The 20,774-nt window shown below is 72.9% G+C and carries 16 protein-coding genes; 11 read left to right on the top strand and 5 right to left on the bottom strand.

Translation table 11 applies throughout. From position 1 onward, the window contains the following. Nucleotides 1–266 precede the first annotated feature (266 nt). From AB0B72_RS29075 to AB0B72_RS29040, 8 genes are all read left to right on the top strand, one after another. The gene (locus AB0B72_RS29075; RefSeq protein WP_367742286.1) at nt 267–1,079 is read left to right on the top strand and encodes a BTAD domain-containing putative transcriptional regulator; all 813 of its coding nucleotides are present in this window, start codon (nt 267–269) and stop codon (nt 1,077–1,079) included. 62 nt (nt 1,080–1,141) lie between these two features. Then, nucleotides 1,142–1,792 (top strand): flavodoxin family protein, encoded by a 651-nt coding sequence (locus AB0B72_RS29070; protein ID WP_367742284.1) that lies wholly within the window; start codon nt 1,142–1,144, stop codon nt 1,790–1,792. 49 nt (nt 1,793–1,841) lie between these two features. After that, entirely contained in the window at nt 1,842–2,306 is a 465-nt protein-coding gene (locus tag AB0B72_RS29065; protein ID WP_367742282.1) for a cobalamin B12-binding domain-containing protein, read from the top strand. Continuing rightward, nucleotides 2,303–5,515 (top strand): FAD/NAD(P)-binding protein, encoded by a 3,213-nt coding sequence (locus AB0B72_RS29060; protein WP_367742279.1) that lies wholly within the window; start codon nt 2,303–2,305, stop codon nt 5,513–5,515. The genes AB0B72_RS29065 and AB0B72_RS29060 overlap by 4 nt, the downstream gene beginning before the upstream one ends. Next, a complete protein-coding gene (locus AB0B72_RS29055) occupies nt 5,512–7,224 on the top strand; it encodes an AMP-binding protein (RefSeq protein ID WP_367742278.1) in 1,713 nt (570 codons plus the stop codon). Before AB0B72_RS29060 ends, AB0B72_RS29055 begins: the two co-directional genes overlap by 4 nt. 21 nt (nt 7,225–7,245) lie before the next feature. Beyond that, nucleotides 7,246–7,623: a cupin domain-containing protein gene (locus AB0B72_RS29050; protein WP_367742276.1), complete on the top strand. Its 378-nt coding sequence runs from the start codon at nt 7,246–7,248 to the stop codon at nt 7,621–7,623. 4 nt (nt 7,624–7,627) lie between these two features. Continuing rightward, on the top strand, nt 7,628–8,011 hold the full coding sequence (locus AB0B72_RS29045; RefSeq protein ID WP_367742275.1) for a tautomerase family protein: 384 nt from the start codon (nt 7,628–7,630) through the stop codon (nt 8,009–8,011). Between the two features lie 96 nt (nt 8,012–8,107). Next, nucleotides 8,108–8,692 carry a GNAT family N-acetyltransferase gene (locus tag AB0B72_RS29040; protein WP_367742273.1) on the top strand — a complete coding sequence of 195 codons (585 nt, stop codon included), beginning with the start codon at nt 8,108–8,110 and terminating at the stop codon, nt 8,690–8,692. A gap of 87 nt (nt 8,693–8,779) precedes the next feature. On the opposite strand, the gene AB0B72_RS29035 is transcribed toward AB0B72_RS29040, so the two are convergent. Then, nucleotides 8,780–10,264 (bottom strand): cytochrome P450, encoded by a 1,485-nt coding sequence (locus AB0B72_RS29035; RefSeq protein WP_367742272.1) that lies wholly within the window; start codon nt 10,262–10,264, stop codon nt 8,780–8,782. 105 nt (nt 10,265–10,369) lie between these two features. Here AB0B72_RS29035 and AB0B72_RS29030 point away from each other — a divergent pair, with 105 nt between their 5' ends. Beyond that, the gene (locus tag AB0B72_RS29030) at nt 10,370–11,161 is read left to right on the top strand and encodes a thioesterase II family protein (protein WP_367742270.1); all 792 of its coding nucleotides are present in this window, start codon (nt 10,370–10,372) and stop codon (nt 11,159–11,161) included. A gap of 150 nt (nt 11,162–11,311) precedes the next feature. Here the strand turns inward: AB0B72_RS29030 and AB0B72_RS29025 are convergent, their stop codons facing one another. From AB0B72_RS29025 to AB0B72_RS29015, 3 genes are all read right to left on the bottom strand, one after another. Beyond that, nucleotides 11,312–12,163: a hypothetical protein gene (locus AB0B72_RS29025; RefSeq protein ID WP_367742268.1), complete on the bottom strand. Its 852-nt coding sequence runs from the start codon at nt 12,161–12,163 to the stop codon at nt 11,312–11,314. Between the two features lie 179 nt (nt 12,164–12,342). Then, nucleotides 12,343–13,632, bottom strand: a complete 1,290-nt coding sequence (locus AB0B72_RS29020; RefSeq protein ID WP_367742267.1) for a M1 family metallopeptidase — start codon at nt 13,630–13,632, stop codon at nt 12,343–12,345. 20 nt (nt 13,633–13,652) lie between these two features. Then, a complete protein-coding gene (locus AB0B72_RS29015) occupies nt 13,653–17,513 on the bottom strand; it encodes a Pls/PosA family non-ribosomal peptide synthetase (protein WP_367742266.1) in 3,861 nt (1,286 codons plus the stop codon). Between the two features lie 284 nt (nt 17,514–17,797). Between AB0B72_RS29015 and AB0B72_RS29010 the strand changes: the two genes are divergently transcribed. Together AB0B72_RS29010 and AB0B72_RS29005 are read left to right on the top strand one after the other, a co-directional pair. Further along, nucleotides 17,798–18,997 (top strand): FAD-dependent monooxygenase, encoded by a 1,200-nt coding sequence (locus tag AB0B72_RS29010; protein WP_367742264.1) that lies wholly within the window; start codon nt 17,798–17,800, stop codon nt 18,995–18,997. Nucleotides 18,998–19,059: 62 nt separating this feature from the next. Further along, a complete protein-coding gene (locus tag AB0B72_RS29005) occupies nt 19,060–19,659 on the top strand; it encodes a TetR/AcrR family transcriptional regulator (RefSeq protein ID WP_367742263.1) in 600 nt (199 codons plus the stop codon). 63 nt (nt 19,660–19,722) lie between these two features. Here AB0B72_RS29005 and AB0B72_RS29000 read toward each other — a convergent pair whose 3' ends face one another. After that, on the bottom strand, nt 19,723–20,709 hold the full coding sequence (locus tag AB0B72_RS29000) for an MsnO8 family LLM class oxidoreductase (protein ID WP_367742262.1): 987 nt from the start codon (nt 20,707–20,709) through the stop codon (nt 19,723–19,725). Nucleotides 20,710–20,774 lie beyond the last annotated feature (65 nt).

The following is a 20,774-nucleotide window of genomic DNA, read 5'->3' as shown; positions in this document are numbered from 1 at the left end:
TGGCCGCCGGCCACAAGCCCGTTAACGGCCCATTCAGTGCCGGCGAAGCCGCTCGCCATACCGCCGTTCCACTCCGTTTCTGGGACTACTACCTAAGTAGCCCCCCTTGGTGACACCTTCGGATCCGAGTCGCACCGCCGAGCCGAGCCCACCTTGAGACGCTCTCGCACGACTCCTAACTTCACCTGTGAACCGTGACGAATAGCCGCAGGACCGGCGCTCGCGGTGATCTCAAACAGGGAATTCGTAGGGGGAAGGGACTGCGCATGTCATCACTGAGAGCCACGACGACGCCGGTGCCGCAGTCCACCGGCGCCGCTCTCGAAGTGCGGTGCATGGGGGGGTTCTCCGTCCATCTGGGCGGCGTGCCCGTGCGGCGGTGGCACGCGGGCAAGGCGCGGAGCCTGTTCCAGTACCTGCTCGTGAACCGCGGGCGCGTCGTGCTGCGCGACACGCTGTACGAGGTGCTGTGGCCGGACCAGGAGTGGTCCCCCGGCTCCAGCTCCCTGAAGGTGGCGGCGCACGCGCTGCGGCGGATGCTGCTGGAGAGCGGGGCGCCCGCGCGGATCGAGCACCAGGATTTCGGCTACGTGCTGCGCGCCGACGACCTGTGGGTGGACGCCGAGGAGCTGCAGGCGTCGTTCTCCGCCGGCCGGGTCGCGGAGCTGCGCGGCGACCACGAGGGCGCCACCGCGCACTACCGGCGCGTCGCGGCGCTCCACCAGGGGGACTACCTCGCGGGCGAGACCGCCGACTGGGTCCACGAGCAGCGCGAGTGGTACCGCTCGCTCGCGCTGCGCGCGCTGACCTACCTGCGCGGGCAGGCGCTGGCGCGCGAGGACTTCCCGGAGGTCATCGAGTGGTCGCGGCAGGCGCTGGCGATCGACCGCTACCAGGAGGAGACCTACCAGGCTCTCATGATCGCGCATGGCCGCCTCGGCGAGCTGGACCGCGTCAGGAGCTGGCACGAGCTGTGCGTACGCAGGCTGGGCGAGGAGCTCAACCTCGAACCGACGGCCGAGACCACCCGCATCCTCGCCCACGCCATGCAGGGCCGGCTGCGCTCGTCGGCCGCCTGACATCTCTCAAGCGCTGTCCGACCGGCAAGCGCTGTTCGGCAAGTTCGACAAGGAGGAGCCCCGTGAGCGCCAGCCGTCCCATCAAGATCCTTGCCATCAACGCCTCGGAGCGCAAGGACGGCAACAACACCGCCATCCTCGACTACGCCGCCGACCTGCTCGCCCGCCGCGGCGCGCAGCTGGAGGTCGTCCGGCTCTGGGAGCTCGACATGACGCCATGCGGGCCGTGCGGCGACTGCAACTTCCGCTCGACCCCGTGCGAGGTCCGCGACGACGTCGCCGGCGTGGTCGAGCGCATGGTGGAGGCCGACGGCATCATCTACGCGACGCCGATCCACGGCTACACCGCCGCCCCGCTGATGCCGGCGTTCATCGAGCGCTCGGGCACCGGCTACCTGCGGTTCGACCGGCGCCTGACCAACAAGGTCGCGGGCGTCATCGTCACCGGACGGCGGTACGGCCACGTCGAGACCTTCTCCAACCTGATCCTCAACGCGCTGCTCAACCGCATGATCGTGGCCGGGTTCGGCTTCCCCTCCGTGGCGTTCGGCAACGAGCGCGGCGAGGTCTTCCAGGACGAGGAGGGCATGGAGATGATCACCCGGATGCTCGACCGGATGGTCGACCTCATCCACGTCCTCCGGGAGCACCGCGAGCTGACCGGCCGCGACGCGCTGGCGGTCGAGGTGCCGAGCGAACGAGCCAGGGTCTGAGCATTCCCCCGACCACCGTGTATCACCGTGTAATCGCAAGGAGTCCGCGATGACGGCCTTACAGGAACGCGCCCGCAGGATTGTGCTGTCGACCGTGTCGTCCGACTCGCACACGTGGAATCTGGTCTTCTTGCAGCTGCTGTTCGAGGAGCACGGCTACGAGGTCGTCAACCTCGGGCCCTGCGTACCGGACGCCGTGCTGCTGGACGCGGTGCGCGAGCACGCCCCCGACCTCGTGGTGATCAGCACCGTGAACGGCCATGGGCATCTCGACGGCGCCCGCGTCGTGCGTAAGCTGCGCGCCGACCCGCTGACGAGCTCGGTCCCCGCGGTGATCGGCGGCAAGCTCGGCATCCGCGGCGCGGGCGACGGCGACAAGGTGCAAGCTCTGATCGACGCGGGCTTCGACGCCGTGTACACCGACTCGGCCGACGCCGCCGAGCTGCCCGCGCAACTGGAACTGCTCACCGCAACCGGCACGGCCGGTCACCGGACGCACGAGTGCGTGGCATGAACGGCCACAGCGACGCGCCGGTGCAGGAACCGGTGCAGGATCTGCAGGAGTACGTCCAGCTCGCGAAGGACGCCGGGAAGCTGGTCGTCCAGCCCCGTATGGGCTTCGCGACGCCCGAGGAGATGGCGGCCGGGCTGCGTGCCGTGGCGCGGGTGAACGCGGGGAACGCCCGGACCATCGGCACGATCACGCTGGACAGCTACACGAGGGTGGGCGACCACATCGGCGCCCGCCGCGCGCTGGCGGGGGGTCACCCGCTCAACGGGTATCCGATCGTCGCGCACGGCGCTCACCTGACCTCCGCCGTGGCGGCGCACGCCGTGGACGACCGCGTCGAGGGCGCGACGCCGATCCCGGTCCAGGTGCGCCACGGCTCGGCCAGCCCGCGCGCCATCTTCCGTACGTCGATCATGGCGGGGCTCACGGCGAGCGAGGGCGGCCCGGTGTCGTACTGCCTGCCGTACGGCCGCACCCCGCTCGCGGAGTCGGTGCGCAACTGGGACGCGGCCACGGTGGAGCTGGCGGACAGCGCGCGGGCCCGCGGCGCCCGGGCGCACCTGGAGACCTTCGGCGGCTGCATGCTCGGGCAGCTCTGCCCGCCGTCGCTGCTGGTGGCCCTCAGCGTGCTGGAGGCGCTGTTCTTCGCGCAGCGCGGGATCCCCACCGTCTCGCTGAGCTACGCCCAGCAGACCAACGCGGTGCAGGACGTCGAGGCGCTCGCGGCGCTGCGGCTGCTGGCGGCGGAGATGCTGCCCCTGGAGGTGGACTGGCACGTGGTGCTCTACACCTACATGGGGGTGTTCCCGCGCACCGCCGCCGGCGCCGGGCTGCTGCTCGACGCGAGTGCCGAGCTCGCCGTGCGCGGCGGCGCGGAACGGCTGATCGTCAAGACCGCCGCCGAGGCGGACCGCATTCCGACCCTGGCGGAGAACATCGCCGCGCTGGAACGCGCCGGGCGCGTGTCCGACCTGGCCGCCCGCACCGATCGGGGCGTCCCCTGGGCGTCCGAGGTGGACTGTTCGGAGGTGCTGGCCGAGGCGCGCGCTTTGATCACCGCCGTGGCCGACGGCGGCGACGTCGGCAGGGCGCTGCTGCGGGCCTTCGCCGGCGGCGTGCTGGACGTGCCGTTCTGCCTGCACCGGGACAACCTGGGTCTGACCCAGACCCGGATCGACGACGACGGGCGGCTGCGCTGGGCGCGCACCGGCCGCCTGCCGCTGCCGTCGCGCGGCCACGCCGACAGCCGGATCGGCGCCCAGCGGCTGCTGTCGATGCTGCGCTACACCGCCGACCGGCACGACCGCGCGGCGCTGCCGGACGGCCGGCCGCACGCCGTGCCGTCCGGGGGCGGGGAGCCGTACCGGGTGGCGGTGGTCGGCAGCGGGCCGAGGGGCCTGGCCGTGGTCGAGCGGCTGGCCGTCCGGCTGTCGGCGGACCCGCCCGCCCGGCCGGTGGAGATCCACCTGATCGACGCGGTGGAGGTCGGCTGCGGCCGCATCTGGCGCACCGACCAGCCGCCGTGGTTCCTGATGAACACCGTGGCGGGCGAGGTGACGATGTTCTCCGGGCCGCCGGACGGCGGGCCGGCCCGTCCCGGCGCCGGCCCCTCACTCGCGCAGTGGTGGCAGGAGGTGGACGCCGACTGCCCCGGGCCCAACGGGTACGCGCCGCGCCCCCTCTACGGCCGGTACCTGCGGTTCCTGCTCGACACCGTCGAACGGGGGCTGCCGGACGGGGTCACGCTGCGCCGCAGGAAGGCGGAGGTCGTGGACCTCACGCCCGAGCAGGGCGGCTACCTGCTGCGTACCGCGGACGGCGAGACGCTGCGGGCCGACCGGGTCGTCCTGACGACCGGTCACCCCCGGCCCCGGCTCGACCGCGTCCAGCAGCGCCTGGCGGACTTCGCGTGGGAACGGCCGGAGCTGCGCTACATCCGCGGCGACTCCGCGTCGGACATGCCGCTGCACCTGGTGCGCGGCGGCACGAAGGTCGGCGTGCTCGGCCTGGGCCTGTCGTTCTACGACGTGATGGTCGCGCTCACGATCGGCCGGGGCGGCCGGTTCGCCGAGGACGGCGACGACCTGCGCTACGTGGCCTCGGGCGACGAGCCGGTCATCGTCGCCGGGTCGCGCAGCGGCGTGCCGATCCCGGCGCGTGGCCGCAACCAGAAGCCCAGCAGGTACGTCTACCGGCCGCGGGTTTTCACCGCGAACAGGGTGCGCGAGTTGCGGCGCAAGCACAGGCTCGACTTCCGCCAGGACGTCCTGCCGCTGCTCACCGACGAGATGAGGCTCGTGTACTACGCGACCGCCGTCCGGTCCCGGTTCGGCGAGGACGTCGCCGAACGCTTCACCGCCGAGGCGGCCGCCGGGATCACGGCGATCGAGGCGCTGGCTGCCCACTTCGGCGTCGACGACCTGCCGCCGCTGGACCTGGAGGCGCTCAGCAGGCCGTTCGCCGACCGGCGCTTCGCCGGACGCGCCGACTTCACCCGTGCGGTGCTCGACCTCATCGAGGACGACCTGCGGCACGCCGAGCAGGGCAACGTGGACGGGCCGCGCAAGGCCGCCTGCGACGTGCTGCGGGACACCCGCGGCGTCCTGCGCCTGGCGGTGGACTTCTCCGGTCTGACGCCCGAGTCGCACCGGGGGGACTTCCTGGCGTGGTTCACGCCGCTGGCCTCCTTCCTCGCGGCCGGTCCCCCGCTGCTGCGGCTACGTCAGACCAAGGCGCTGATCGAGAGTGGTGTGCTGGTGGTGGCCGGCCCGTCGGTCTCGTTCGACGCCGACCAGGAGATCGGCAGGTTCGTCGTGTCCTCGCCGCAGGTGAGCGACGACCGCATCGAGCTCGACGCCGTGATCGACGGCCGCATCCCGGCCCCCGACCTGGCCAGGGACCTCGCGCCGCTGCCGTCGCGGCTGCGGGAGGCCGGGCTGTGGACCGGCTACGTGAACGCCCACGGCGACGCCTCGTTCGCCACGGGCGGCGTGGCGGTCACCGGCGCGCCGTTCCACCCCGTCAGGCGCGACGGACGGCCGGAGACCGGCCTGTACGTCCTGGGCATCCCGTCCGAGCACACACGCTGGTTCACCCAGGTCGGCAGCGGCCGGCCCGGCGACTGGACCGAGTTCACCCGTGACGCGGACGCCATCGCGGCCAGCCTGGCCAGCGGGGTGCCCGTGGTCGAGAGGGCGGGTGAGCTGCTGTGAACGGATCGGCCGAGTACTGGCGGCCGCGCCGGACACCGGCGCACCACGCCTTCCGGGCGGCCAGGGACGTGCTGCTGGCGCACCGGGAGGACCACGACGCGGCCTGCGAGTCGTTCCGCTGGCCGCGCCCGGCGTACTTCAACTGGGCGCTGGAGTGGTTCGACGTGATCGCCGAGGGCAACGACTCCCCCGCGCTGATCCTGCTGGACGGCGAGGGCGGCGCCGCCGAGGTCACCTACGCCCAGATGTCCGCGCGCTCGGACGCCGTGGCGGGGTGGCTGCGCACGCTCGGCGTACGGCGCGGGGACCGGGTGCTGATCGCGCTGGACCAGCGGCGGGAGCTGTGGGAGGTGATCCTGGCCTGCCTGAAGCTCGGCGCCGTGGTCATCCCGTCCTACACGAGCCTGACCCCGGCCGAGGCGGACGACCGGATGGCCAGGGGCGGGGTCGGGCACGTGGTGTGCGAGTCGCGGCTGGCCCCCCTGTTCCCCCAGACGGGCCCCCAGACAGGCACCCAGACAGGCACCCGGGCGGGCGCGCGGATCGCGGTCGGCGGGCCGGTGGACGGCTGGCACCGGTACGACGAGGGCACGCGGTTCCCCGGGCCGTTCGTCCCGGACGGGCCGACGCCCGCGGACGACGTGGCGTTCTGCTACTTCACCTCGGGCACCACGTCGGCGCCGAAGCTGGTCGCGCACACGCACGCCAGCTACCCGATCGGGCATCTGTCGGGCCTGTACTGGTCGGGCCTGGTGCGCGGCGACCGCCATCTGAACGTCTCCGCGCCGGGCTGGGCGAAGCACTCGTGGAGCAGCCTGTTCGTGCCGTGGAACGCGGAGGCCGCCATCGTGGCGCTGCCTCCCGGCCCGGTCGAGGCCGGACGCCTGCCCTGGCTGCTGGCCCGCCACGGCGTGACGACGTTCTGCGCGCCGCCGAGCACGTGGCGCGCGCTGGCGCCGGCGCTGGAGTCGGCCCAGGAGTCGGCCCAGGAGTCGGCCCAGGAGTCGGCGCGGCCCCGGCTGCGCGAGGCGCTCAGCGCCGGGGAGCCGCTCGACGTGCGGGTGTCCGAGGCGGTCGAGCGCGCCTGGGGAGTGGTGGTCCGCGACGGGTACGGCCAGACCGAGACGACCGGTCTCATCGGGACCTCACCGGGGCTGCGTCCCCGCGCGGGCTGGCTCGGCAAGCCCCTGCCGGGCTACCGGATCTCGCTGCGGGACCCGGAGACCGGTGAGCAGGCGGAGGCCGGCGAGGTGTGCGTCGAGCTCACGCCGCGGCCCGCCGGCGTGATGCGCGGCTACCTCGCCGCGGACGGCGCCGTCATGCCTCCCGGCGCGGGCTGGTACCGCACCGGGGACCTCGGTGAGAGGAGCGAGGACGGCTGGATCCGCATCCACGGGCGCCGCGACGACGTGTTCAAGTCCTTCGACCGCCGTGTGTCGCCGTACGAGCTGGAGGCCGTGCTGCGCCGCCACCCGGCCGTCGCGGACGCGGCCGTCGTCCCGCTGCCGCACCCGGTGGGCGGCGCCGTGCCGCACGCCGTGGTGGAGCTCGTCCGGCCGGACATGGACGGCCCGGACCTCGAACGCGAGCTGCTGGCCCACGTGGACGCGCACGTCACCGAGGACCTGCGGGTGCACTCGGTGAAGGTCAGCGCACGCCTGCCGCGCACCGCCTCGGGCAAGGTGCGCCGCGCGGCGATCAGAACCTGAGCCACGGGAGGAGAAACGGAAATGATCGAGACAGCGCGACAGCGTGACGTCCTCGTCGTGAGGGACCTGCTCAGCGCCGCCGGGCGGGACGCCGTCGACTGGCGGCGGTGGGTGCAGCCGGGGCGCGAGGGCGTGGACATCCACACCCTGTACCTGACCGGGCAGGACGCCACGGCGTTCCTCGTGCGGTTCGGCCCCGGCTCGCACGGCGACCTGCACGAGCACCTCGACTACGAGCTGATGTTCGTGCTCGAAGGCGAGCTGCGCAACGACAACGGCGACAGGTACGGTGTCGGTGATCTGATCATCGAGGAGCCGAACAGCGTCCACCAGGTCAGCTCGGAGTCCGGCTGCACGCTGCTGGTCGTGCGTGAGGCGCCCACCAGGCCGGTGAGGTGACGACATGCCATTGGTCCGCATCGACGTACTGGACGGACACGACGACGACACGCTGGCCGCGCTCGGCGACGCGGTGCACGTGGCGATGACAGAGACGATCGACGTGCCCGACGACGACCTGTTCCAGGTGATCAACCGGCACCCGGCCGGGCGCGTCCGCTACGACCCCGCGTACCTGGGAGTGCGGCGGGACGACGGCATCGTCTTCGTGGCGATCACGATGCGCGCCGGGCGCACCGTGGAGCAGAAGAAGGCGCTGTACCGGCGCATCACCGAGCTGGCGTGGGAGAAGGCCGGGGTGGAGCCGCGCAACGTGCTGATCTCCATCACCGAGAACGAGCTGTGCGACTGGTCCTTCGGCGAGGGGCTCGCCCAGATGATCAGCTGAGGGCCGTCCGGTACCGCCGGGGCCGTCCGCGCCACGTGGGCGCGGGCGGCCCCGGTCGCATGCCGACCGGCAGGGACAGGAACAGGAGGAGTGGCGGTGAGCGACATCGAGGTCCATCCGGCGACCGAGGAGCGGTGGGACGACCTGCGCGCCGTGCTGTCGTCGGGGAGCGTCAGCAAGGGCTGCTGGTGCCTCGCCTGGCGGGTGTCCTCGGGTGAGTTCGTCAAGGCGAGCGCCCGGCAGCGCGAGCAGCGCATGCACGCCCTGGTGGCCGGCGATCCCCCGCCGGGCGTGCTCGCGTACCGGGACGGCGAGCCGGTGGGCTGGTGCAACGCCGGCCCGCGCGCCGGCATGGCGCGGCTCGCCCGCTCGCGTACGATCCCGGCGGTCGACGACCTGCCGGTGTGGGCGGTGGTGTGCTTCGTGGTCAGGACCGGGCATCGCAGGCAGGGCGTCGCCGAGCACCTGCTCCGGGGCGCGGTGGACCTGGCCCGCGCACACGGGGCCCCGGCGGTCGAGGGGTTCCCCGTCGACCCGGGGGGCGGCCGGGTCGACACCACGTCCGCCTACGTCGGCACGACGGGGATGTTCGAGCGGGCGGGGTTCCACCGCGTCGCCGAGACCGCGGCCACCAGCGGCAGGCGTCCCCGCTGGCTGATGCGCCTCGACTGCGCTGTCTGACACTGCGGCACCTGACACGGAAGCCCGCAAACGGGACCGCCCGGCCTGGCGGGGAGCCAGGCCGGGCGGTCCTTTCCCAGGGGATCGTCAGGTGGTCTGGAAGGAGTGGTGCGGGCAGCCCTGCGGGACGGCGGCCTCCTCGGTGGCCTCCTCGGCAACCGCGGCGTCCCCCGCGGCGGCGGCCCTGGGCCGCGCGGTCAGCGTGAAGCCGGCGGGCATGAAGAACCCGGGCTCGCCCACGGTCAGCTCGTAGTCCGGGTCCGCCCGCAGGTCGAACCGCTGGAGCAGCATGGCGACCGCGAGCGTCGCCTCGTGCTGCGCGAACTGCCTGCCGATGCACGCGCGCGGGCCCGTGCCGAACGGCTTGTACGCGTGCGCCGGGCGGGAGCGGATGGCCTCGGGGGTGAACCTCTCGGGGTCGAACCTCTCCGCGTCCTCGCCCCACACCGCGGGGTCGCGGTGCAGCACCGGGGTGAGGACGAGCGCCCAGGCCCCCTTCTTCATCGGGTACGTGCCGCCCAGGACGGTGTCCTCCCGCGCCTCCCGCATGAACACGGCCGCGGGCGGCCACAGGCGCAGCGACTCGTCCAGCACCTTGCGCACGTACCGCAGCTTGGCCACCTGCTCGTAGGTGGGGTCGGCGTCCAGGTCGCCGCCGAGCACCCGGTCCACCTCCTCGCGCGCCTTCGCCAGCACGTCGGGGTGCTTGGTGAGGTAGTACAGCGCGAACGACATCAGGCCGGCGCTGGTGCCGAAGCCGGCGACCAGGAACGTGGTGATCTGGTTGCGGATGTTGGTCAGGTCGAGTCGGCGCCCGGTGCCGTCCTGGGAGGTGTTCAGCATGACGCCGAGGAGGTCGTTCGTGCGGGTGTCGCCGGACTCCTGCCGGCGGCGGACCACGTCGTCGACGAGGTCGTGCATGAAGCGAACGTTCTTCTCGTGCTGCTCCTTCTCGGCGAGTTGCTCCTCCGGCATCTTCGTCGAGTGCTGGAGGGTCGCGATCATCGAGGCGATGAAGGGGTGCGGCCCGGTGCGCTCGAACGACTCGAAGGTGTAGCCGAAGCCCGCGCGCCCGATGGACTCCAGCGCGACGTTGGTCATGTCGCCCACCACGTCGACGGGCTCACCGGCCCGCTTGTCCCAGGCGGCGATCAGCTCGCGCACGGTCGTGACCATCGCGGCGTGGTAGCTGCGCATGGCCTCCAGCGTGAACGCCGGGGCCAGGATGTCGTGCGCGAGCTGCCAGTTGGGCTCGTCGTTGAACGCGGTGAACAGCCCGTCCGCGGTGACCTCGCGGTACGCCGCCATGCCGAAACCGACGTGCTTGGCGAAGCGCGACTCGTCGACCAGCTCGGCGACCAGGTCCGCCCCGGACGCGATCACCATCTGGAAGCCCGGCGCCTCGAACCGGAAGATCGGGCCCAGTTCGCCCGAGAGCCGCATGAAGCCCTGCAACGGGGCGGGCGGGCCGTACCCGGCGGCGTCCTCGTCGGGCGACGGCGCGGGTGGCGGCGGCGCCTTCGGGATCCGGTCGAGCTCTGGCCACAACTCCGCGGTCGACGCGTTTGCCATGTCGTCTCCTCGTGTCCAATCCCCTGGATGGCCGCAGGGTAGGGAGCGGCAGTTAGCGCCCAGTTACGTAACCACGCATGAACCGCCAGGGCGTGTGATTGCCGCATGACCACGGCGATGAGGCAGGAGTGGATGCGGCGCGTGGCCGGTGACGGGACCGCGCGGCTGCGGCTGTTGTTCGTCCCGCACGCGGGCAGCGGGGCCGGCCCCTATCACTGCTGGAAGCCCCACCTGCCGCCGGACGCGGAGTTCTGGGTGGCGTGCCTGCCGGGCCGGGAGAGCCGTCTCATGGAGCCGCCGATGAGCGCCATGGCGGAGCTGCTCCAGCCGCTCGGCGCGGCGGTGAGGCGGTGGCGCGCGGCGTCGCCGCTGCCGTACGCGCTGATCGGGCACAGCATGGGCGCGCTGGTCGCCTTCGAGCTGGCCCGCCTGCTCGGAGCCGCAGAACAGGATCCCACCGGACTGGATCCCACCGGACTGGGCCCCGCCTGCCTGGTCGTCTCCGGGCACGCCGCGCCGCACCTGCCCTCGCAGAACGCCTTCCACCTGCTGCCGGACGAGGAGTTCCTGCGGCAGGTGCTGGAGGACAGCGGCGACGTCGGGGAGACGCTGGACGACCCCGCGTTGCGCGAGCTGTACCTGCCCGCGCTGCGCGCCGACTTCCGCCTGGCCGAGACCTACCGCTACACCGCCGGCCCGGCGCTGAGCTGCCCCGTCATCACCTGGTCGGGCGCCGAGGACCACACGGTGCCGCCCGAGGAGGTCCGGCAGTGGTCGGCCTTCACGTCCGCGCCGGTCCGGCACCGGACCTTCCCCGGCGGCCACTTCTTCGCGCTGGAGGACCCCGCGCCCGTGCTGTCCTCGCTCGCCGCGGACCTGCGCGACCTCGTGCCCTGACGGACGGGGCCACACGGACGGGGCCACACGGACGGGGCCACACGGACGGCGGCGCGATCCTCCACGGCCGGGAGCCTTCGCCGGTGAGGAGAACCGGACGGCACGTTCCCGGGCAGGCACCCCGCCCGGGAAGACGCTCATCTTGCGTGGTTACCGTTCGTAGGCGCAGATGGCGTACGCGGTGACGGTCCAGTCCCTGGTGGAGCCGTCCATTTTGGCCGCCCAGCCCAGGACCGTGTCGCCGGCCGCCACCAGCTCGTCGATGACGACCTCGCCGGCGCCGCCGGAGATGGCGTACCCGGTTCCCAGGACCACCTGCCTGTCGCCGGCACCGCCACAGGAGACTTCGGCCATCTTGTCGTCGGAGTTGGAACGACTGGTCTTGGAGTAGAGCCACAGCCCCGCCGGCGGGTCCTCGGCGCAGATCGCGAAGACCCGGAGCGACCAGTCCGAGGCGTACCCTCTGTCCCTTTCCTTCGCGGTCGCGCGCACGCTGTTCAGTGTCGGGACGAGCGTCTCGACACTCGCGCCGCCTCGCGCGCCTTCCAGCTCGTATCCCGTGCCGAGCAGGAACTCCCCGGGTTCGCAGGTAACAGTCAGGTCCTTGGCGTTCGGACCGGGCCCGGTCTCCAGTGAGCGCGTGTGGACGAGTCCGCTGGGGGTGCCGCAGACGGCCCACGCCGTGATCGTCCAGTATGCCTCGGCCGCGTCGCCGGTCTTCTCGACCCCGTACACGCTGACCTCGTTCACGGTTGGTATGACCTCGTCGACGATGACGTCGCCGCTCGCGCCGTCGATCACCGCTCCCCCACCGAGCACGCGCGTTCCGGAGGGACAGGTGGCCTCGGCGCCCTTGTCCCTGGAGTCTCGATCACTGGTGCCGGACACGAACCGATAGTTGGGGATGTCCGCGTACGACGTCCCGGCCGGCACAGTCACGATGGTGACGGCCAGCGCGATGACGAGCGACACGGCGGCCCGGCGTCTTGTCGTGATGGGCATTGGGTCCTTCCCGAGTGGCGGGCTCGTGGCCACCTCCCCGGTTTCCGGGAAGCACGCTCCCTGACTCGCATCACCATCCCCCGCGGCCCCGCGTCGCGCTACGCATCTTTACCTACTGTGGCCTGGTACTTCTCCCTGACGCGATCACGCCGGACGTGATAGCACCCGTCCTCGGACGGTCAGGGCAGGAAGGGGAGGCGGGCGTCGTACAGCCAGGTCCAGAAGAACGTGTCCAGCCGCCGGGACGCGTACCGCTGGGCGTGCGCGGTGAACTCGTCCGTGGTCACGACGCCGTGCCGGTACTCGGCGGTCCAGTCACGCACCATCGTGAAGAACGCGGTGTCGCCGAGCGTCCGCCGCAGGGCGTGCAGGGTGAGCGCGCCGCGCTTGTAGACCCGATCGTCGAAGATCTTGTCCGCGCCGGGATCGGCGAGCACGAGGTTCTGGGGCAGCGCGGCCAGCTTGCGGTGCCACCGCTGGGCGTGCTCGTGCGCGTGGTCGCCGCCCGAGTCCTCCGACCACACCCACTCCGCGTACGTGGCGAAGCCCTCGTGCAGCCAGATGTCGCGCCAGTCGGCCAGCGTCAGGCTGTTGCCGAACCACTGGTGCGCCAGCTCGTGGGCCACGAGCCGTTCCTCACGCCGGGAGCCGTCGACGTGGTTGGCGCCGAAGATCGACATGCCCTGCGCCTCGATGGGGATCTCCAGCTCGTCGTCCACCACCACGACGGTGTACGCCCCGAACGGGTAGGGCCCGAACCGCTCGGAGAAGACGGCCAGCATGCGCGCCTGGCGGCCGAAGTCGTGCCGCGCCCGCGCGGCCAGCCGCCGGGGGAAGGCCAGCGACTGCGGGACCGGCCCCGGCAGCTCCTCCCGCTGGTACCGCCCGATCTGCACGCCCGCCAGGTAGGTCGCCATCGGCTCCTCCTGCTCGTACGTCCAGGTCGTCTCCGACGCCGCCCCGCGCTTGGAGACCAGGCGGCCGTTGGCGATGACCTGGTAGGCCGCGGCGGTGGTGACGGAGATGCGATAGGCGGCCTTGTCCCCCGGCCGGTCGTTGCAGGGGAACCACGACGGCGCCCCGATCGGCTGGCCGGCCACCATGGCGCCGTCGGTCAGCTCCTCCCACCCGACCCCGCCCCAGCGGCTCCGCACCGGGCGCGGGCTCCCGGAGTAGCGGACCTCGACGGTGACCGGCTCGTCGGGCGGCAGCCGGCGGCCGGCCGCGACGCGGAGCTTGCCGTCGCGGTGGGCGAACAGCAGCCGCTCGCCGCCGAGCAGCACGTGGGTGACCCGGAACGCGCCGAGGTCGAGGGTGATCCGGTCCAGCGGCTCCCGGGGCCTCAGCGTCACGCGGGCGACCCCGGTCAGCCTGTTGGGGCCGATCCGGTAACCGAGTGTGAGGTCGTAGTGATCGACGCCGTAGGTCTCGTCCCCGTGTGCGGGGAAGTAGGGGTGGTGCGCACTCACGTTCCGTCGGGTTCCCAGCATCAGTCGGACGGGACCCACGCCACGATCGGATTGCCGAACCAGCGGGTCTGGGACGGCACGGACTCGCCGCGCATCACCAGGGACGCCGGGCCCACGGTGGTGTCCGCGCCGACGGACGCCGCCGGCAGGACGACCCCGTGCGGGCCCAGCGTCGCTCCCTTGTGCAGGACCACCGTATCGATGCTCATGACACGATCATGGAACAGGTGGGTCTGCAGGACACAGCCGCGATTGACGCAGGAGCCGTCGCCCAGCGTGATGAGGTCCGCTTCGGGGAGCCAGTAGGTGTCGCAGGTCACCCCCCGGCCGATCCGGGCTCCGAGGGACCGCAGCCACAGGTTCAGCGGGGCGGTGCCCAGCCACGGCTCGGCGAACCACGGCGCCGCCAGCACCTCGACGAAGTTGTCGGCCAGCTCGTTGCGCCACACGAACGAGCTCCACAGGGGCCGGTTTCCCTCGCGGATCCGGCCGACGATCGCCCACTTGGCCAGGCTGGCGACCAGCGCGGCGACGACGCCGGCGGCGAGCAGGACCACCCCGCCCAGCAGGGCCGCGACCCCGAACCCGAACGAGGCGGAAAGCCCTTGCAGCGCGGCCAGGACGAGGACCGCGAGCGCGACCGTGACCATCGCCGGGACCACCCGGCACAGCTCCACGGCCGTGCGGGCCGCCTTCAGCCGCAGGGGCGGGTCGTAGGTGCGGCTGCGGTCGCCGTCCTCCACCGTACGGCGGAGCTTGACGGGGGGCATGCCGAGATAGGACGAGCCGGCCTTGGCCTTCTTCGGCGTCGCGGACAGCACTCCGACCAGGCCGTCCTTGGGGACCTTCCGGCCGGGAGCGGTCATCCCGGAGTTGCCGAGGAAGGCGCGCTTGCCGATGCGGGCGTTCGCGACCCGCAGGCGCCCGCCCTCCAGCTCGTACGGCGCGACCATCGTGTCGTCCGCGAGGAAGGCGCCGTCTCCGACGGAGGTCATCGACGGCAACGCCAGCACGGTCGACACCTCGACGTCGCGGCCGACCTTCATGCCGAGAGCGCGCAGCCAGGACGGCGTGAGGACGCTCGCGTAGAGCGGGAACAGCCAGACGCGGGCCATCGCCATCAGGTGACCGGTCGCCCATGCCTGCCAGGCCTGGCGGCTGTGCACGGGGTGGCTGCCCTCGCGCAGGCCGGCGGCGAGCAGCCGCACGCAGACGAAGATCGCCAGCGCGAGCGCCGCCATCGAGACGAGGGTGGCGAGCGGCACGCCGTACAGAAGGGAGACCAGCGGCGACGTGCCGCCGCGCAGGAACGCGGCGAGCACCGCGACGCCCGGCACCGCGGCGGCGACCGGGAGCAGGCTCAGCACCAGCGCGGACCCCCCGTAGCCGGCCAGCCAGCGGCGCGTCCGCTCCGGCCTCTCCTCCGGCCTGCGCGCCTTGCCCTGCCGTACGGCGGGCGCCCCGGCCCAGCGCTCCCCGGGAGGAACGGCGCCCGCGACCGCGGATCCGGGTGCGACCTGCGCGTTCTTGCCGATCCTGGCGCCGGGGAGCAGGGTGGAGCGGGAGCCGACCGTCGCACCGGGGCCGACGCGGATCTCGCCGACCCGGACGAGGTCTCCGTCGTACCAGTACCCGCTCAGGTCGACCTCGGGCTCGATCGCGGCGTTCGCCCCCAGGCGGAGCATCCCGGTGATCGGGGGCAGGGAGTGCAGGTCGGCGTCCCGGCCGATCCGCGCGCCGAGCGCCTTGGCGTAGTAGGTGACCCAGGGGGCGCCGGACAGGCCGGGGACCCCGAGGCGGGCGGCGAGCCGCTCGGCGAACCACAGCCGCAGGTGCACGTGGCCACCCCGGGGGTAGCTTCCCGGCTTCAGGCCGCGCAGGAGCAGGCGGGCGCCTCCGGCGGCGATGGCCATGCGCCCGGCGGGCGAGAAGAACAACAGCCAGCCGGCCAGCACCCATCCCCACGAGACGGCCGGGGCTCCGGACGGGGAGACGACGGCGTCGAGCGTGGCCAGCGCGGTGAGCCAGCGCAGCCCGCCGACCGTGAGGAGCGGCACCATGAGCGCCGCCTGCACGGCGGCCGCCCGCCTCGGCATCGGCCTGACGACCCGGCCGGTGGTGGCGACCCCGGCGGCGCCGTACGCGGACAGGCGGGCCGCGAGCCCCCCCAGCGTCGGATGGTCGTAGACGTCGCCGACGGCGACGGCCGGATACTCGGCGCGCAGGGCGGAGACCAGCCGCGCCGCCGCCAGGCTGCTGCCGCCCTCGGTGAAGAAGTCGGCGGCGGGATCGGCGGGGGTCACGCCGAGCACGTGGCCCCAGCGCTCGGCCAGCCACCGCTCGGTCCCGGTCAGCTCACCGTCCGCCTCGCCGGCGCCCGTGGTGGTGAGCGGCCAGGGAAGCGCGGCACGGTCGATCTTGCCGGAGGTCCGGGTCGGCAGGTCGTCCACGATCGCGAGACGGGGGACGAGCGCCGCGGGCAGCGACTCCCTCAGCAGGCTCGTCGCCACGCCGGGGTCGAACCCCTCCGCCGGAACCACGTAGCCGATGAGGAGCTGGTTGCCCGCGCCCGCCGTGCGGACCGCCGCCGCGGCGCCGGAGACGCCGGGAAGCGCCTGCAGCGCGGCGTCGACCTCGCCGAGCTCGATGCGCCGGCCACCGAGCTTGACCTGCTCGTCGGACCGGCCGAGGAAGATCAGGCCCTCGCTCTCCGCGCGGACCAGGTCGCCGCTGCGGTACGCGCGCTCCCAGCCGAGCGACGGGAGCGGCGCGTACTTCTCCGCGTCCTTGGCCGGGTCGAGGTAACGGGCGAGACCGACGCCGCCGATGACGAGCTGGCCGGACTCCCCCATGGCGACCGGCTCGCCGTGGGCGTCGACGACGGCCAGGTCCCACCCGTCGAGCGGAAGGCCGATCCGCACCGGGCCCTCCCCCGGCATGCGGGCCGCGCACGCGACGACGGTGGCCTCGGTGGGGCCGTAGGTGTTCCAGACCTCACGGCCGGGTACGGCGAGCCGTTCGGCCAGCTCGGGCGGGCACGCCTCGCCGCCGAAGATCAGCAGGCGGACGCGGTCGAGCGTCTCCACGGGCCACAGGGCCGCCAGCGTCGGCACCGTGGACACGATGGTGATGCCCTTGTCGATCAGCCAGGGGCCGAGGTCCATGCCGGTCCGCACGAGCGCGCGCGGGGCGGCGACCAGGCACGCGCCGTGCCGCCAGGCCAGCCACATCTCCTCGCAGGACGCGTCGAACGCCACGGAGAGGCCGGCGAGGACCCGGTCCCCCGGGCCGATCGGCCTGTCGGGCAGGAACAGCCGCGCCTCCGCGTCCACGAAGGCCGCCGCGCCGCGGTGGGTCACCGCCACGCCCTTGGGCTTGCCGGTGGACCCGGAGGTGAAGATGATCCAGGCGTCGTCGTCCGGGCCGGGAGGTCCCGTACGGCCGAGGGGCGTGCCGACCGGCTCGATCGTCTCCCCTATGACCGCGCAGACGCCGGCCTCGGAGAAGACCAGCTCGGCCCGCTCGTCCGGGTCGTCGGCGTCGACGGGGACGTAGGCGGCGCCGGCGGCGAGGACGGAGAGGATCGCGATGTAGAGGCCGGCGGTGCCGGACGGGCGGCGCACGCCGACGCGGTCGCCGGGCCCGATCCCGGCGGCGCGCAGCTCGCCCGCCATCCGGTCGACGGCGGCACGCAGCCCGAGATAGTCGAGGCGGGTGTGCCCGTCGTCGAGCGCGAGAGCGTGCGGGTGACTGCGTGCCGTGCGGTCGAGGATGTCGATCAGCGTCCTGGGCCGGGGGGCGGCCCCGCCCGACAGGAAGACCGCCCGGGTGTCCCACAGAAGGTCGGCCGCTTGACCGGCCGCGGCGATGGAAGGACGCAAAACGTGTCTCCTTGATGTCCGCGTACTTGGCAGTGGCTCCCCCCGTGGGGGATCGCGCTTACCGCGCGGGCATCGCATGCCCTTCGCCATGATCTTTCCGAGCGTCTACAACGCCCTAACGGAAGGGATCTATTCCACGAACGCCGGGTAAACGCCCGCATCCGTCGAAACCGGTATGGCGTCGCGGGCATGCGCGTCGGCCGGATCGAGTCCCCCGAAGGCCGAACGAGCGTCTTAGACAACTGTGCTAGACAAACGATTAAGACGCTTGTACCGTAAGGGGCATGACGAACATCCTGATCTCCGGCGGCAGCGTCGCCGGCCCCACGCTGGCCTACTGGTTGCGCAGGCACGGATTCACCCCGACCGTGGTGGAGCGCGCGCCCTCCTTGCGGGACGGCGGCTACAAGATCGACATCCGGGGCGCCGCTCTCGGCGTCGTCGAGCGCATGGGCCTGGCGGACGAGGTGCGGCGGCACGGCACCGACATGCGGATCGCGCGGTTCGTCGACGCGGACGGCAGGCAGAAGGCGACCATGAGCGCCCAGCTGTTCGGCGGCCGCGAGGGCGACGACGTCGAGATCATGCGCGGCGACCTGGCCGGCATCCTGTACGCGGCGACCAAGGACGACGTGGAGTACATCTTCGACGACTCCATCACCGCGCTGGAGGAGACGCCCGGCGGTGTGCGGGTCACGTTCGAGAACGCCCCGCCGCGGACGTTCGACCTCGTGGTCGGTGCCGACGGCCTGCACTCCAACGTGCGCGCCCTGGCCTTCGGCGAGGAGACCCCCTTCATCCACCACCTGGGTCACTACATCTCGATCTTCACGGTCCCGAACCACCTCGGCCTCGACCGCACCGAGGTGATGCACCCGGCCCCCGGCCGGAGCGTGGGGATGTACAGCACCAGGAGCGCCGCGGACGCCAAGGCGCTGTTCCTGTTCTCCTCGCCTCCGCTGGCCTACGACCGGCGCGACGTCGCCCAGCAGAAGAAGCTGCTGAGCGAGATCTTCGCGGGCCAGGGCTGGGAGGTGCCCCGGCTCCTCGACGCCATGGCGGACGCCCCGGACTTCTACCTCGACTCGATCAGCCAGGTGCGCATGGACCGCTGGTCGTCCGGGCGGGTCGTCCTCGTCGGCGACGCCGCCTACGGGCCCTCCCCCGCCTCCGGCCAGGGCACCAGCCTCGCCCTGGTGGGCGCCTACGTCCTGGCTGGCTCACTCGCGGCCGCCGCCGGAGACCACCGCGCCGCGTTCGCCGCCTACGAGAGCGACATGCGGCACTTCGCCGAGGAGAACCAGAAGCTCGCCGAGAGCAACCTCAAGGGCATGGTGCTGAAGTCGGCGGGACAGATCCGGTTCCAGATGTTCATGCTGCGGCTGATGCCGCACCTCCCGGGGAAGAACGCGATGATCAAGCGGGTCACCGAGCCCATCCGCAAGGCCGCGACCGCGATCACCCTGAAGGACTACCGATCTTGATCACCGCCAGACCGCCTCGGGCTGTCCTGAGGTAGCCTCAGGATGTCAAGCGAGAGGTCCCGATGGACGGCAAGCCCTACATCGCCCAGCGCCCCAGGAGAGCGGACGGCCGGCGCAACTACGACGCGATCCTGGCCGCGGCCCGCAAGGCGTTCGAGACGGACGGCGCCGAGGCGTCACTGGAGGACATCGCGAGCCAGGCCGGCGTGGCGATCGGCACGCTGTACCGGCACTTCCCCACCCGGGCGTCGCTCGTGGAGGCCGCCACCCGCGACGGCCTCGCCGACCTTGTGGCCCGCGCCGAGCGCCTCAGCGGCCACCCCGACCCGCTGGAGGCCCTGGCGGAGTGGATGGGACAGGCCGTCCGGCACTTCAGCATCTTCCGCGGGCTCGTCGGAATCCTCGCGCGGAGCATGTACGACGAGGGCACGCCCTCCCACGCCACGTGCAACGCGATGCACCGCGGCGGCGCCGGCCTGCTGCGCGCCGCGCAGGCCGCCGGGAGGGTCCGGCCCGACCTGACACCCGACGAGCTGTTCGACCTGCTCAGCGGCGCCGCGTGGGTGCGCGAGCAGTCCACCTCCGGCAGGGACGGCAGCGTGCGGTTCCTGCGGCTGATGCTGGACGGCATCAGCACCCCGGGGCCCACCGGAGGCGAGTGACGAGGGCGCCTGCCAGGGCTCCTCATGGCGGGGCGCTCCGCCCGGCCGGCGCTCAAGGGCCGCCTACAAGGACGAGACGATCTTGGCGATCAGCTCGTACGAGCGGATCCTGGCCTGGTGATCGGGCACCTGGGTGAGGACGAACAGCTCGTCGGCCCGGGTGCGCCGGAGGAGGTCGCCCAGGCGTGGGGCGATCCGCTCCGCGCCGCCGACGAACTGGGGGTCGATCTTCTCGCGCAGGAACCGCTCCTCCGCGGCCGTGAACCGGTGCTCCGCCGTCTCCCGCTCGGTCGGCAGGAGGGTCGCCGGGTCGGCCGTCCGCATGAGGATCTGGCCGTACACGAAGGAGGCGGCCAGCCGGTGTGCCCGCTCGTCGCTGTCGGCCGCGACCGCGATCACCGCCACACAGGCGTGCGGCTCCGCCAGGGCGGGCGAGGGCCGAAAGGCCCGCCGGTACGCCTCCAGCGCCTCCGGCGCCCCGCCCCCCACGATCGCGTGCGCGTACACGTAGGGCAGGCCGAGGCGGCCCGCGCCGGCGGCGCTGCCGGCGCTCGACCCGACCAGCCAGATCTGGGGCGGGGTGGCCGGCTCGGGGATCGCGCGGACGCCGCCGCTGCCCCCTGCGAAGTACTCCCGCAGCTCGCGTAGCGCGACGTCGAAGTCGAGACCGCGCGGGTCGCCGAGGCGGGCCGCGGCCGCGCCGGAACCGCCGGCGGCGCGGCCGAGCCCGAGATCCACCCGGCCCGGGTAGAGCCCGGCCAGCACGCCGAACTGCTCTGCGACGACGTACGGCGAGTGGTTGGGCAGCAGGACCGCGCCGGAGCCGACGCGGATGGTGGAGGTGGCCGCGAGGATCGAGCCGGCGAGCACGGCGGGGCTGGACGTGGCCAGCGCCGGCGTGTTGTGGTGCTCGGCCACCCAGTGGCGCCGGTATCCCATGGCCTCGACGGCCCGCGCGAGGTCGATCGAACGGCGCAGCGCGTCGCCCGCGGTGTCCCCACGCCAGACAGGCGCGGTGTCGTGCACGGAGACGGCGACTCCCTCGGCCAACGTGCGCTCCTTCGGCGGGATGCCCTTCGGGCGGTCAACACATGCGGAGGCATCCTCATGTTATG

The sequence above is a fragment of the Microbispora sp. NPDC049125 genome (assembly GCF_040802045.1).
Taxonomy (GTDB): domain Bacteria; phylum Actinomycetota; class Actinomycetes; order Streptosporangiales; family Streptosporangiaceae; genus Microbispora.
The sequence above is the reverse complement of the archived record's forward strand: the minus strand, read 5'-3'. Positions and strand labels throughout refer to the sequence as shown.

What these genes read in the sequence shown, in the direction of transcription:
- AB0B72_RS29075 (WP_367742286.1), top strand. Translation starts at nt 267, where the DNA reads ATGTCATCACTGAGAGCCACGACGACGCCGGTGCCGCAGTCCACCGGC.
- AB0B72_RS29065 (WP_367742282.1), top strand. Translation starts at nt 1,842, where the DNA reads ATGACGGCCTTACAGGAACGCGCCCGCAGGATTGTGCTGTCGACCGTG.
- AB0B72_RS29060 (WP_367742279.1), top strand. Translation starts at nt 2,303, where the DNA reads ATGAACGGCCACAGCGACGCGCCGGTGCAGGAACCGGTGCAGGATCTG.
- AB0B72_RS29050 (WP_367742276.1), top strand. Translation starts at nt 7,246, where the DNA reads ATGATCGAGACAGCGCGACAGCGTGACGTCCTCGTCGTGAGGGACCTG.
- AB0B72_RS29045 (WP_367742275.1), top strand. Translation starts at nt 7,628, where the DNA reads ATGCCATTGGTCCGCATCGACGTACTGGACGGACACGACGACGACACG.
- AB0B72_RS29035 (WP_367742272.1), bottom strand. Translation starts at nt 10,264, where the DNA reads ATGGCAAACGCGTCGACCGCGGAGTTGTGGCCAGAGCTCGACCGGATC.
- AB0B72_RS29030 (WP_367742270.1), top strand. Translation starts at nt 10,370, where the DNA reads ATGACCACGGCGATGAGGCAGGAGTGGATGCGGCGCGTGGCCGGTGAC.
- AB0B72_RS29025 (WP_367742268.1), bottom strand. Translation starts at nt 12,163, where the DNA reads ATGCCCATCACGACAAGACGCCGGGCCGCCGTGTCGCTCGTCATCGCG.
- AB0B72_RS29010 (WP_367742264.1), top strand. Translation starts at nt 17,798, where the DNA reads ATGACGAACATCCTGATCTCCGGCGGCAGCGTCGCCGGCCCCACGCTG.
- AB0B72_RS29005 (WP_367742263.1), top strand. Translation starts at nt 19,060, where the DNA reads ATGGACGGCAAGCCCTACATCGCCCAGCGCCCCAGGAGAGCGGACGGC.